This is a genomic window from Aliivibrio sp. A6, from assembly GCF_028765505.1.
In the GTDB taxonomy this organism is placed as follows: domain Bacteria; phylum Pseudomonadota; class Gammaproteobacteria; order Enterobacterales; family Vibrionaceae; genus Aliivibrio; species Aliivibrio finisterrensis_A.
Genome location: NZ_JARACR010000014.1, coordinates 1 through 12,460 on the forward strand (window position 1 = coordinate 1; position 12,460 = coordinate 12,460).

Consider the following 12,460-nt stretch of genomic DNA (forward strand, 5'->3'; position numbering starts at 1 on the left):
GATATTACCCAGCTATCGATTTAACAATAGCGGGTAATTTTTAAATTTCGTTAGCGCTGGGTTACCTTGGTAGTGGCTCTAAAATTCCATTTCTAACTAAGCCACGGCGAACGTTTTTGCACAGTTTAGCGAACTTGTCGATCTCAGAGAAATTGGGCGTTTCACCGCGCTCAATATAAGATTCCCAGTACAATAATTCACTTTCAACTAGCTCTATCAATTTACGTGGGCAACCAACACAAGTATCTCCGCATATCTGAGCTTCAGGCGCATCAAATGGAAAGTCAGCTTTTACCAACTCAATGATGTTACGCATTGCCGTTTTTAGATCAGGCTTTTGTGTTTTAGGTTTATTGGTCATTAGCTTCTATGAGGGTGATTGGTGATATGGTCTTCCCAATTTTTCACATCAATCGCATAAACAACCTTGTTTCTTACGCTTTCCCCAGCAGCATGCATTGCAGATTTAGACCCAGTGATCAATGGGTGCCACTCAGGAAGTGTATTTCCTTCAGCCAATAGACGGTATGCACACGTCACTGGTAACCAGTTAAATTCAGCGATATTTTCACGGCTTAGTTTTAGGCAGTTTTCACCTGAAGTAAAACGCTTAGCGTAATCTTTGCACGCACACGTTTTGCTGTTTAACCAGCTACATGCCACGTTAGTGTAGTAAACCTCATCTGTATCTTCATCCATTAACTTATGTAGACAGCACTTACCACAGCCGTCACAAAGAGATTCCCACTCTTGCTCTGTCATTTCTTCTAATTTTTTTTGTTGCCAAAATTGCTCTGTCATTGCTTTACACTCGTTATGGGAAGAGGCGGTTTTATACCCATCTTGAGCTAAAAGTGCAAGTGGTTTACAGATCACATAATAAGAATCCGGAGTTACTTTGACCTGAAAGGGGAAGAGTGCTATTTTGCGCATCCTTTAATTGATGCAATGAGATAGTGTTATGGAATGTAGATTATATTGCGGTGCTTGCTGTATAGCCCCAAGTATTACGTCATTTATTCCGGGAATGCCTGATGGAAAACCTGCAGGAGTACGCTGCGTACAATTAAACGATGAGAACTTGTGTAAGTTGTTTGGTAAGGCAGAACGCCCGAAGGTGTGTCATCAATTTAAAGCTTGCCCTGATGTATGTGGGTCAACCCCAGAGCAAGCTATTCAAACCATCACTGAGCTAGAGTCAATGACGCTATAATTTTTTAACGGAATTCGATTACGATAATACGCGAATTACGTTTTGAATGTGCTCTGCTGTTTCAATGCCGTGGTTTGTTAAATAACCACCATCTTCTTGTGTTACCAATCCTTTACTGAAAAGACGCTTCATTGCTTCGATTGCTTCAGGTGCAGCGTCAGAATGTACTTTTAAACCCGATTGAGTGCTTTCTAGTGGGAATTGCTTGAGAAGGTTCATTTCTTCAATGATGTCTTTATTAAATGGCATAATTTTTCTCTCTTATTTATTAACTGAATTCAGCATAGACTGTCTTTGAAATATTAAAACAGAGCTAGATCACACCTATAAAAAATCCCCATAGGATTACTCTCTATGAGGATGTTTTTTAATCAGATTATTATGTATTTAGGCAGTTAAGCTTGAATACCAATAATTAACCACGGTGCATTTGGTTGCGTAAGATCACGCTCCAAGTGCCAAATATCAGTAATGTCTTCTTCAACACCTTCAACCGAATCACGGTAGCGACCAGAAAACTGCAAACTAAGTTGTGCGCGGTTTGCATCATGATCAGCACGAACGACTTCAGCATCAACAAACATTACATCTGTATGTTGCTCACCTTCTAGATTTGCACGCTCTTGCACTAAATCATTATATAGGCTGATTGATACGTACTCTTGAATCGTTTCTAGTTGGTTGTGGTTCCAAGCACCTTGTAGAATACGGTAATGCTCGCGTGAACCATTAATGAATGCTGCCACATCAAAACCCGGTGGGTAATTATGCGGTACGTCATCAGCAGCAGGTGCACCAAAACCACCAGTTGGTTGTGATTGCGCTTGCTCGCCTTGGAAGTACTGCTGGTTATCACGGAAGCTTGGTTGTTCGTTATTCGACGCTTGTGGGCCTGCGTATGCCGCCCCTTGCCTCTGATTTATACTGCTTGCCTTTGATGCCATAAACATACGGAAAAGCTTAAACAGAACAAATGCCACACCAGCCATAATTAGAATATCCATAAACTGGATACCTTCAAAGCCGCCGCCAGCAAAGATTGATGCTAAAAGACCACCCATAAGAAGACCACCAAGTAATCCGCCCATTAAGCCTTTCTTGCTTGATGCGCCTTTGGCTGTGTCTTGCTTACCAATCGTATTCGTGTTTTGTTGCTTCTGTTTTGGCGCAGGCGCTGTTTTAAAGCTTTTGCCAAATGATTTACCACCACCAAATTTCTTTGCTTCTGCATGAGGGGCAGAAAGAACAAAAACAAACATTAGGGCAGCAATAGATAAAAGACGTTTCATTGTCTGTTCCTTTACTGTATTAAAATAATTTGAACTGATAATAGCCTGCATCGCTTCATATTGGGAGCATTAAAACGCACGACTGTGTTTCAGAGTGTTAAAAAACGCCTCTTTTATTCTCAACATTGTGCTTTACGCCCTAATTGATAAAACTCTTACTTGAAGAATAATGAGATGCAATTAAAATTAAGAACAATGTTCACAATTTTTTAAATCAGGTTTATATGGCGCGCAGAAACGACCATACTCATCAAGAAATACGCGATATGGCATTAGATAATGTGAAGGTATTTCTCAACGAGCATAGTCATCACGAACTCAGCTTAAGAAAGCTAGCAAAAAGCATTGGCTATGTACCCAGTACATTGGTCAATATTTTTGGTAGCTATAATTTGTTGTTACTGCGCTCTATCGCTCAAACGTTAGATGAACTAATGCAGCAAGTAAATCAAGGGTTGGACAATAGCACGACACCAGAAGAAGCACTTAAAGCCATCGCCTATTGCTATTATGACTTCGCGCAACGGCATCCTAATCGCTGGAAATTAGTGTTCCAACACAACATGAATGGTGAGGCCTTACCTGATTGGCAAGAGAACCGCATTAGTCAAATGATGGGTGTGCTTGAAGAAATAATTAAAACCATTAACTCACATAAAAGCGACTCTGACGTAGAAAAAAGCAGTCGTGTTATTTGGGCTAGTGTCCATGGTATTACGTTATTAAGTCTGGATGATTTGTTATTTTCATCAACACCTATTGATGGTCATCTCCTCATTGATAATCTACTATTGAACTATATCAACCAATGGAAGCAGCACTAGCTTTGTAATTAAAGGATTATTCATGGCAAAGCAAGCCAAGCTATTAACCCAACGTCGTTTTCTGCCTTACTTTTTAACTCAATCTTTAGGTGCATTTAACGACAACATTTATAAAAACACACTGCTACTTTTTGTTGCCTTTGCCAGTGTGGATAGCTTGCCTATTTCATCAAATTTATTTATTAACCTTGCTGCTGGTTTATTTATTCTTCCTTTCTTTCTTTTTTCTGCTTTTGCCGGTGTCCTCGCCGATAAGTATGAGAAATCGGCCTTTATTCGCAAGGTTAAACTCGCTGAAATCGTGATCATGCTCTTTGGCGCGATGGCGTTTATCCTCCAAAATTACACCTTATTATTAATTCTTCTTTTTTTGATGGGTACACAATCGGCTTTTTTTGGGCCGGTCAAATACGCTCTGCTTCCTCAGCAATTAAAAAAAGAAGAGTTAGTAACGGGTAATGCCTTGGTTGAGACAGGAACTTTCCTTGCTATTTTATTCGGAACCATTGGTGCAGGTTTCATTGCTTCACAAGATAATGCGGAGTACATTGCAGCGGGTGCGGTTGTTCTTTTTGCCGTGCTTGGTTATCTTTCAAGCCGCCATATTCCTCACACAAAAGCCATTGCTCCTAATTTGGTTTTTAAATGGCAGCCTATCCAACAAACAAAACAGACGCTTAATATTGCCAAAGAAGATCCCTCGGTATTTTTAGCTATCATGGGGATCAGTTGGTTCTGGTTTTTAGGCGCAAGTTATTTAACTCAGTTCCCAAATTATAGTCATCTACACCTTAACGATAATGCCATTACTGTAACGGTATTATTAGCTTTATTTTCTATTGGTATCGCAATAGGCTCTCTGGCTTGTGATATGTTGTCTAAACACAGAGTTGAAATTGGAATTATCCCATTAGGCTGCTTAGGCATCTCTCTATTTGGGATGAATTTTTATCTTTCAACACCAAGCTCATCTATTGATGCCACTGGCTTTATCGCTACACTTTTAAGCCCAGAATTACTGCCTGTTTTTATTAATCTGTTATTTTTAGGCATTTGTGGCGGACTTTATATCGTTCCTTTGTATACTTTAATCCAACAACGACCAAAGCCAGAACACCGCTCTCAAATCATTGCAGCCAATAACATCTACAATGCGCTATTTATGGTCGCTAGTGCCATTTTAGGCATTGTGTGTTTATCTGTTCTTGAATTATCTATTCCTCAGTTCTTTGCCCTTCTCGCTATTATGAATGGCGTTGTTGCCTTATTTTTACTCTGTAAAGTTCCTGTTTTTGTGATCCGATTTTTATTGTGGATAATAACTCACACTTTATACCGCGTTAAACATAAAAACTTACATCATCTTCCTGAAGAAGGTGGCGCTTTACTGGTTTGTAATCATATTACTTATATGGATGCCTTTATTCTAAGTGGTGCATGTCCACGTCCCATTCGCTTTGTTATGGAAGAAGAGTACGCTGAATTGCCTTTAGTTAAATATTTCTTTCGCTTAACCAAGGTCATTCCCATTAATGCCACAAAGAGCAGCTCTATTCGTCGTGCTTTTTTAGAGGTTGAAGCAGCACTATCTGAAGGAGAAATAGTCTTAATTTTCCCTGAAGGGGTATTAACTCACGATGGTGAAGTGGGGTCATTTTTGCGAGGAATAGATATTATTTTGAAACGCTCACCTGTGCCCGTTGTACCAATGGCGCTGCGTGGTTTATGGCAAAGTTTCTTTAGTCGTCATGGCGGGAAGGCAATATTAAAACGCCCAAGCCGCTGTTGGTCAAAAATAGAAGTGGTAGCCGGAGAGCCCGTACCACCACATCTAGCAACATCAAGCGTAATGCGTGAAAAAGTAATTCAATTACGCGGTGATTGGCAGTGAGTTGACCCACTCTTTTACTTGTGGACGAGAGATCTTAATGCCGGTTCCAAGTAAGTGCTCAGGCATAGTTTCATAGCGAATTGGACATTCAAACTGAGTTAACTTATCTTTTAAGAAAGAATGCAGCTCGTCATGGCTAATCGGTTGTGTCATTTTAATAACGGCAACAGGACGTTGTCCAAACTCTTCATCTTCCACATCAACAACAATCGCTTGCTCTATTTCGTTATGCGTTAGCAAAGCGAGCTCTATCTTTTCTGGATGAATATTCTCGCCGCCAGAGATAAACATATTGTCAGCTCGGCCTTGAATATGCAGCTCTGCGCCCATCACATAACCAAGATCGCTAGTTTGATACCAACCCTCTTCGTTAGTGATATTCATAATGCCAGATGAACGATAATAACCTAGCGCTAAGCACTCACCACGAACAAGAACTTCACCTTTTTCAATACGTAATTCACGATAATGAAGTACATTACCCACACCCGGCTCTCCATCTGCCAGTTTTGCGGTTACCGTAGAAGCCATTTCTGTCATGCCATAACCTAACCAACACTCAATGCCATTTTCTCTTGCGGCATCAGTTAATTCAGTCGGTATAACGGCACCGCCAAGTAACACGCGTTTTAACGCCAGACGAGAGACATCACCACTGTCTAAAATTCGCTGCAATTGAGTTGGAACCAATGAGGCATGAGTAACACCACATAAGTCATTTAACAAACCATCTTCGGTTGGCATCACAATGGTTGCGCCCGTTAATAACCAACGCCATACAATCGCGAGTCCCGAAACATGGAATAAAGGCAAAGATAATAGCCACGAATCACAATTATCAAACTCCATCGTGCTAAGTAAGCCAGCAGCTGAGTACAAATGGTTATTTATGCTGTGTGCAACCGCCTTTGGTAACCCTGTTGAGCCAGAGGTAAAGGTTAAGGTCGCTAATCGATTTGGTTGCCATGTCGCAGCAATAGCACTGTATTCAGCGTTGATTAATTGCAGATGATGCCAAGTGCCTGAAATGCTCTCTTGCCCTTCACCAAACCACATATGTTGAGCAGAAATACTCGTCACTAACTGATGAAGTTGAGCTTTCGGTGTTTTAGGATTAATTGCTGAAAAGCGAGCACCAATACGAATACTGGCTAATTGCAGCCAAATGAGATCAACACCACTCTTTGCGACCCCAACAACTACATCATCACGTTTGACGCCTTGTTGAATAAGACCATTGGCGTAGCGATTCACTTGAATTGATACTTCAGTCCAAGTCCACACTTTGTTGCCATCACGAAGCGCTATTTCCACTTCTCGCTCTTCACTCCATTTTGCCCAAGGCCAAGTAGTAAAAAGCGGTGAGATTAATTTTCCCATATAAGTGTCAGCTCTGATAACTCATTCATTGGTAACTCACAATTAGGCCAAGGTGTGTCTAATTGCATTTTAAACAGATCAATCGTATCTAAACCTGGGATCGTCTCTGGTGTTTTCCAGGCTGCCAATCGTGCTAGTTGGGTTAAAGCAAGGCTAGATTCTAGGCTTGAGCTAATCACGGCCTGCATACCTAACTTATGCGCATCTTCAACAAGAGAAAGGCACTTATCAACTGAACCAATCATGGTTGGTTTAATGACAATCGCTTTTACGCCATCTTGAGCCGTAATTTCAAAGCCATCATCACGCACCGTTTCATCCCAAGCAATGGCGATGCCTGTAGCTTGAGAGAATGCCAAACTTTCTTCTGGCGTGTGGCAAGGCTCTTCTAAAAACTCAATACGAGAACGAAATTCTGGATTAACATAATTAGCAAATTGTTCGGCTTTCTTTGATGTCCAATTACGGTTAGCGTCAAGGCGTAAAGACAGATCGGGAATAAGCTCTAAGAACATATTTACAACCATGCCATCACGAATCGGTTCATATAAGCCAACTTTGATTTTCGCAATTTTTTTGCCACTCATCTCGTTCAGCTTAACGACTAAATCGTCTGGGTCACCTGAGCATAATGGCGCAGCTTGATAATTACCTTCTTGTGGTAAACCATTCTCTAGCTCTAATAGTGCCATACTAAAACCAAAGGCTACCGATGGGCAATTAGCATCAAGATCCAGCTCTTCATCATTGAGCCACGCTTGCGTTAAAGACAATAAATCTTCACGTGCCTGCTCTAACGTCTCTTGGCTAAACTCAGGAAGAGGAGAAATTTCACCTTTACCACAATGTGTTCCATCACTTAATTCAATGACCAATCCATCTCGTTGTTGAAGACGTTGTTCACGAAGAATAACTCCACTGTCCATAGGGAGTTGGTATTGATATATCTTGGCTGTTTTCATTTGTTACTCCAACCAATAAAAAGAAAAAAGAGACTCATAAAGAGCCTCTAATACTTAATTGAATCAGTGATAGGTGCTTATGGATTACGAGGGAATTTATCGAAATCAGGACGACGTTTTTCATTAAACGCGTTGCGACCTTCTTGACCTTCTTCTGTCATGTAGAACATCATAGTTGCGTTACCCGCTAACTCTTGAAGACCAGCTTGACCATCACAGTCTGCATTTAATGCCGCTTTTAGACAACGTAGTGCCATTGGGCTGTGTTGTAATGTTTCACGACACCAACGAACCGTCTCTTTTTCTAAGTCAGCAACAGGAACAACCGTGTTTACTAGCCCCATATCCAATGCTTCTTGAGCATCGTAGAAACGACAAAGGAACCAGATTTCACGCGCTTTCTTTTGACCAACGATACGAGCCATGTAAGAAGCACCCCATCCGCCATCAAAAGAACCCACTTTAGGGCCTGTTTGACCAAATTGTGCATTTTCAGCGGCAATGGTTAAGTCACACATCATATGTAAAACATGACCACCACCAACAGCGTAGCCTGCTACTGCTGCGATAACTGGTTTTGGACAAGTACGGATCTGACGTTGGAAATCCAACACATTTAAGTGGTGTGTGCCGCTATCATCACGGTAACCGCCGTAATCGCCACGGATCTTCTGATCACCACCTGAACAGAACGCATCTTCGCCTAAACCTGTAAGAATGATAACACCCACTTTCTCGTCATAACGAGCATCAGCTAGTGCATCGATCATCTCTTTAACCGTACCAGGGCGGAAAGCGTTACGTACTTGCGGGCGTGCGATAGTGATTTTCGCAATGCCATCTGCTGATTTATGGTACTGAATGTCTTCGTATTGCGCTGTGCAATCTGTCCAATTTACTGGAGCGTAAAGTTCTTCTTCTGAAATGCCAACAGTTCTTGCCATGGGTTTTATTTCCATTGTTGTAAGAATGTATTAAGTACATGTGTAAAGCGTTCGGGCTGTTCCACATGAGCGTTATGCCCCGCCTGAGCAATGATTTGATATGTTAATTGACTTTGCTCAGCCAGGTGTTGAAATTTTTTATCTGCTTCTCCGCAAATATATAACATGGGGATGGTGCTACGATGTAAGGCTTCAAGCAAATGCGGTTGCTTAGCCAGTGATGTAGATCTCAACATCATCCCAATTGACTTACCAAGATTATCACTTCTTTTTACTACTAAATCTTGTCTTTGCTCAGGGTTTAGTGAAGAAAACACCGGTTGTTGATACCAATCGTCTAAAACATCAACAATCGGTTGTTGTTCAAATCGCTCAGCCCAAGCGATATCGTTTTTTAGTCGAGCGTGTTTCTCTTCTGCGTTAAGTAATCCAAAATTACCACCTTCAATACATAAACCACGTAAAACAATATTTTCTGGTAATTTAAAGCAGGCATTTAGGTACATGGCAATTCGACCACCTAAAGAGTAACCCACAAAAATAAACTCTCGATAAGGGCTATTTTCAAGTTGTTCGACTATCAAGCGGCAAGTTTCTTCAAATCCATCGTTTTCTAAAACATGAATTGCGCTGCTCTTACCATGCCCAGGAAGATCGATTAGTAACGCAGGATAAGTATTTGTGACTTCCTGTGAGATCTTATCCCAATCCGCTATTGTCCCTAATAAGCCATGTAAAAAGACCACACAAGGGCGCGTTGGATTTTCTTTGGGTACACTTAATTTAGAATAAAGTGGCATGCTGAATCGTTTGGAATAAACGCGTTAATTCTTCACCCGCTTGGCCAGATGGAGTGTTAATTTCGACTAAATGCACCCCAGACTCTAATCCTTCATTAATCATTGATATCGCACAGCTTAGTGTTTCTGGCCTATGGTAGGCCAAACCAAACATCGCTGCGGCATGACTAAATTCTAATTTATGAGGCATACGGTAATAATCGTCTTTTTTCTTTTCATCGACAGGCAATAAATCAAAGATACCACCGCCATCATTGTTCATCACAACAAGAACAACTGGAGCTGTTGCTTGCTTTAATAATGCCAATGAATTCAAATCATAAAGTAATGACGTATCGCCAACTAATGCTAATAACGGCTTTTGATTTGCTTTTTGAACCCCTACTGCCGTAGCAACAAGTCCGTCAATACCTGAAGCACCACGATTAGTATAAGTATGTTGTTGATTAAGCTCGCCAACCATATCTAATAAACGAACAATTAAACTATTGCCGATAAACCAATCACACGATTCGACCTTTTGGCCTATCGTGAGCGCAAAGCTTAATTCAGATAAGGTTTCACTGTTGCATGCCATTGAGCGAGCCAACGCCAACGCATTAAGGGAAGCCACTTTTAACGACTCGCTCCATAACAATGAAGGAGCATGATCGAAGTAACAATCACGCTCGACTAGGCTATCAATATGCGCCTGACACCATGGTCTGATATTGGCACGGTAACGGACATGAGAGTGGCTGCTTACATCCAATAATTCCGAGTGAGGATCGATCAAATAATAATCGTTATGATAGTTATCTAACCATGCAGCTAAACGTTTAGACACTAAGCGAGCACCAAACTGGAGTACGCATTCAACATCAGACAGTAACTCTATACAGCCACTATTTTGCAACCATAAATCGTAGTGCGCCCACTCTGAGTAATAACCTGATTGTGGATCCGCCAATACAGGCCACCCTAACTCTTTCGCTAATTCCGCAGCGGCTTGTGCCTCTTCCAATGAGACTTTACCAATGATGACAATGCCTTTCTTTTGGGCTGTTTTCATCCATTGAGGAGAAACGGTCATTATTGAAGAGTAACGAGGTTGTTGAATATAGGCTGAGAAGGCCTCTTTCCATTCTTGAATTGGCGCAAGATACTCTCGTACAAATGTATTATCTTTCTTGCCATAAAAGGGTTCAGGAAAAGGACAATTAATATGAATAGCGCCACCTTGTTCTTGCTGAATAAAGCAGGCTTGATCCAATCGACTCAATAGCCATTGTGCGGGAACGTTAATAGTTGGTGATGGCAATTGGAGAGAATGGCAGACATGTGAAGAAAATATTCCCTGCTGATTAATCGCTTGGTTTGCACCACAATTAATCAACTCTACTGGGCGATCTGCCGTAAGTAGGATTAACTTCTCTTTGGTTAATCCTGACTCTGCAACTGAGGGCAATAAGTTTGCTACTGCAGTGCCAGAAGTAACAATTACAGCAACCGCTTCATTTGACGCTTTGGCAATACCCAGAGCTAAAAACCCTAAGCCTCGCTCATCAAAATGCGTATGAATCGATAAATGTTGATGTTCTGAAGCGGCAAGCGTTAACGGTGTTGAACGAGATCCCGGAGCAATACAAACATGCTTCACTCCATTTCGAACTAACTCTTCAATAATCAACTCAGCCCAAACTTGATTTAGCATTACCTGCTGCTCTGGTTGCATCATGCGACTTGCGACTCCTTGATCTCTGCGCTCACGGCAGGATCAGATTCTAATAAGGTACATAGGGTTGAGGTTTTCTTATCTAACTCTTCCCATTCACTGCTCGGTTCAGAGCCAGGTACAATCCCTGCCCCTGCGAATAAATGCAATTTATTTCCCATGACTAATGCGCTACGAATCGCGACACAAAACTCACTGCGTTGTTGGCTTAAAAAACCAACGGCACCACTGTACCAACCACGGGCAAACGGTTCGTTATCAATAATGAAATCCAATGCGGACATGCGAGGCAAGCCAGCAATTGCTGCGGTTGGCTGTAAATTATCTAATAATTGTGAATCACAACACTCAGCGTTGATCTCTGCAGAAATTGGGCGTTTCAAGTGCTGAACTTTACGTAACTTCACGAGTTCAGAGCTTTCCGCTACCGTCATTGATAAGCTAAATTTAGATAAGCGATTGATAATATCATCGACCACAAGACGGTTTTCATATTGATTTTTCTTATCCGCAATAAGCCAAGAGGCAAGCTGGTTATCCTCTTCTTCATCGTGACCACGACCAATGGTTCCCGCTAAAGCCTCTGTTTTTAAAGCATAACCGTTACGAACATATAAGCGCTCTGGTGTAGAGCCAATAAAACAATGTTCGCTATCTAGCGCCATCATAAAATGAAAGCTATGGCTGTTTGCTTTACGGCTTGCTTTTAAAAATTGAGCTGAAGATAAGGTCTGATCAAGTGTTAAGGTCGTTTTACGCGCAAGCACTACTTTCTCAAATTGTTGGTTTGAAATTGCCGTCAACGCTTTATTGACCATGTTAGTCCAATCAGATTTTTCTGGCGTATTAATTCGTTGTGTTACGCGACAATGCAATTCAGACAGTGATGAAAAATGCTCTACCAGTTTATCCAACGTCGATAGCAGACGTGAATTATCGTCAGATAGATTAACCATGATCTGCCAAGATGAGACTAAACGGCTGATTTCAACTTGTGGTAAAAAGAAAAAAGACGACATACAACGTCGATTACGCTCGGTACGCCCATCAAAAGAACGCCCACCCCAAATTCGTTGCTTTGGTGCTAATACTTTCTGCGCGGCGCTTGGGTCTGTAAATGTCTTCACTTGCCCGATAACCGCGACTTCTTCTTGGCCATCACGAGACTGCCAATAAAATTTAGGGAATACGGGTTGAGCTTCTAGCCAATCAATCAGTTGATCGCCAATCGACCAATCTAATTCAAGACAAATAGTATGACGTGACGTTGCCTGCGTAATTTGATGACGAATCGATTCAATGGCATTTTGAAAAGTGGACAAATTAACCTCTCTTGATCGTTTTCAGCCATCATGGCAACCGTATTGCACAAGCGGAATTGCTTGCTATTTCCTTGTATGAACCAGTGATTCTAGCAAAAGGTTTGAAAATAAAAAATAATTC

The 12,460-nt window shown here is 41.4% G+C and carries 13 protein-coding genes; 3 read left to right on the plus strand and 10 right to left on the minus strand.

The features are described from left to right. Nucleotides 1–61: 61 nt before the first annotated feature. Together PVK70_RS09810 and PVK70_RS09815 are read right to left on the minus strand one after the other, a co-directional pair. Nucleotides 62–361 (minus strand): hypothetical protein, encoded by a 300-nt coding sequence (locus tag PVK70_RS09810; RefSeq protein WP_130048169.1) that lies wholly within the window; start codon nucleotides 359–361, stop codon nucleotides 62–64. Then, a complete protein-coding gene (locus PVK70_RS09815) occupies nucleotides 361–801 on the minus strand; it encodes a YcgN family cysteine cluster protein (RefSeq protein WP_130048234.1) in 441 nt (146 codons plus the stop codon). The genes PVK70_RS09810 and PVK70_RS09815 overlap by 1 nt, the downstream gene beginning before the upstream one ends. 160 nt (nucleotides 802–961) lie before the next feature. On the opposite strand from PVK70_RS09815, the gene PVK70_RS09820 reads away from it, so the two are divergent. Further along, nucleotides 962–1,213: a YkgJ family cysteine cluster protein gene (locus tag PVK70_RS09820; protein WP_045102448.1), complete on the plus strand. Its 252-nt coding sequence runs from the start codon at nucleotides 962–964 to the stop codon at nucleotides 1,211–1,213. Between the two features lie 18 nt (nucleotides 1,214–1,231). Here PVK70_RS09820 and PVK70_RS09825 read toward each other — a convergent pair whose 3' ends face one another. Together PVK70_RS09825 and PVK70_RS09830 are read right to left on the minus strand one after the other, a co-directional pair. Next, nucleotides 1,232–1,462: a TIGR02647 family protein gene (locus PVK70_RS09825; protein WP_130045460.1), complete on the minus strand. Its 231-nt coding sequence runs from the start codon at nucleotides 1,460–1,462 to the stop codon at nucleotides 1,232–1,234. Between the two features lie 146 nt (nucleotides 1,463–1,608). Beyond that, nucleotides 1,609–2,502, minus strand: a complete 894-nt coding sequence (locus tag PVK70_RS09830; RefSeq protein WP_130048170.1) for a Tim44 domain-containing protein — start codon at nucleotides 2,500–2,502, stop codon at nucleotides 1,609–1,611. Between the two features lie 224 nt (nucleotides 2,503–2,726). On the opposite strand from PVK70_RS09830, the gene PVK70_RS09835 reads away from it, so the two are divergent. Both PVK70_RS09835 and PVK70_RS09840 read left to right on the plus strand, forming a co-directional pair. Further along, nucleotides 2,727–3,326, plus strand: a complete 600-nt coding sequence (locus PVK70_RS09835) for a TetR/AcrR family transcriptional regulator (protein WP_130048171.1) — start codon at nucleotides 2,727–2,729, stop codon at nucleotides 3,324–3,326. A 22-nt stretch (nucleotides 3,327–3,348) separates the two neighbouring features. Then, on the plus strand, nucleotides 3,349–5,217 hold the full coding sequence (locus tag PVK70_RS09840; protein ID WP_130048172.1) for an MFS transporter: 1,869 nt from the start codon (nucleotides 3,349–3,351) through the stop codon (nucleotides 5,215–5,217). Here PVK70_RS09840 and menE read toward each other — a convergent pair. The 6 genes from menE to PVK70_RS09870 all read right to left on the minus strand — a co-directional run bounded on the left by menE (nucleotide 5,197) and on the right by PVK70_RS09870 (nucleotide 12,339). Then, on the minus strand, nucleotides 5,197–6,597 hold the full coding sequence (gene menE, locus PVK70_RS09845) for an o-succinylbenzoate--CoA ligase (RefSeq protein WP_130048173.1): 1,401 nt from the start codon (nucleotides 6,595–6,597) through the stop codon (nucleotides 5,197–5,199). The two genes, PVK70_RS09840 and menE, sit on opposite strands and share 21 nt — an antisense overlap. Then, the gene (menC, locus tag PVK70_RS09850) at nucleotides 6,585–7,559 is read right to left on the minus strand and encodes an o-succinylbenzoate synthase (RefSeq protein ID WP_130045465.1); all 975 of its coding nucleotides are present in this window, start codon (nucleotides 7,557–7,559) and stop codon (nucleotides 6,585–6,587) included. Before menC ends, menE begins: the two co-directional genes overlap by 13 nt. Before the next feature lie 77 nt (nucleotides 7,560–7,636). Continuing rightward, nucleotides 7,637–8,503 (minus strand): 1,4-dihydroxy-2-naphthoyl-CoA synthase, encoded by an 867-nt coding sequence (gene menB / locus PVK70_RS09855; RefSeq protein ID WP_012533733.1) that lies wholly within the window; start codon nucleotides 8,501–8,503, stop codon nucleotides 7,637–7,639. A 5-nt stretch (nucleotides 8,504–8,508) separates the two neighbouring features. Next, nucleotides 8,509–9,303, minus strand: coding sequence for a 2-succinyl-6-hydroxy-2,4-cyclohexadiene-1-carboxylate synthase (menH, locus tag PVK70_RS09860; RefSeq protein WP_130048174.1), 795 nt, complete (start codon nucleotides 9,301–9,303; stop codon nucleotides 8,509–8,511). Further along, entirely contained in the window at nucleotides 9,287–11,020 is a 1,734-nt protein-coding gene (gene menD / locus PVK70_RS09865; RefSeq protein ID WP_130048175.1) for a 2-succinyl-5-enolpyruvyl-6-hydroxy-3-cyclohexene-1-carboxylic-acid synthase, read from the minus strand. The genes menH and menD overlap by 17 nt, the downstream gene beginning before the upstream one ends. After that, nucleotides 11,017–12,339, minus strand: a complete 1,323-nt coding sequence (locus PVK70_RS09870) for an isochorismate synthase (protein WP_130048176.1) — start codon at nucleotides 12,337–12,339, stop codon at nucleotides 11,017–11,019. The genes menD and PVK70_RS09870 overlap by 4 nt, the downstream gene beginning before the upstream one ends. Nucleotides 12,340–12,460: the final 121 nt, after the last annotated feature.

Excerpts from the sequence above, each read along its gene's own strand:
- menE (WP_130048173.1), bottom strand. The coding sequence starts at position 6,597 with ATGGGAAAATTAATCTCACCGCTTTTTACTACTTGGCCTTGGGCAAAA.
- PVK70_RS09820 (WP_045102448.1), top strand. The coding sequence starts at position 962 with ATGGAATGTAGATTATATTGCGGTGCTTGCTGTATAGCCCCAAGTATT.
- PVK70_RS09825 (WP_130045460.1), bottom strand. The coding sequence starts at position 1,462 with ATGCCATTTAATAAAGACATCATTGAAGAAATGAACCTTCTCAAGCAA.
- menB (WP_012533733.1), bottom strand. The coding sequence starts at position 8,503 with ATGGCAAGAACTGTTGGCATTTCAGAAGAAGAACTTTACGCTCCAGTA.
- PVK70_RS09810 (WP_130048169.1), bottom strand. The coding sequence starts at position 361 with ATGACCAATAAACCTAAAACACAAAAGCCTGATCTAAAAACGGCAATG.
- PVK70_RS09830 (WP_130048170.1), bottom strand. The coding sequence starts at position 2,502 with ATGAAACGTCTTTTATCTATTGCTGCCCTAATGTTTGTTTTTGTTCTT.
- menD (WP_130048175.1), bottom strand. The coding sequence starts at position 11,020 with ATGATGCAACCAGAGCAGCAGGTAATGCTAAATCAAGTTTGGGCTGAG.
- PVK70_RS09840 (WP_130048172.1), top strand. The coding sequence starts at position 3,349 with ATGGCAAAGCAAGCCAAGCTATTAACCCAACGTCGTTTTCTGCCTTAC.
- menH (WP_130048174.1), bottom strand. The coding sequence starts at position 9,303 with ATGCCACTTTATTCTAAATTAAGTGTACCCAAAGAAAATCCAACGCGC.
- PVK70_RS09815 (WP_130048234.1), bottom strand. The coding sequence starts at position 801 with ATGACAGAGCAATTTTGGCAACAAAAAAAATTAGAAGAAATGACAGAG.
- menC (WP_130045465.1), bottom strand. The coding sequence starts at position 7,559 with ATGAAAACAGCCAAGATATATCAATACCAACTCCCTATGGACAGTGGA.
- PVK70_RS09835 (WP_130048171.1), top strand. The coding sequence starts at position 2,727 with ATGGCGCGCAGAAACGACCATACTCATCAAGAAATACGCGATATGGCA.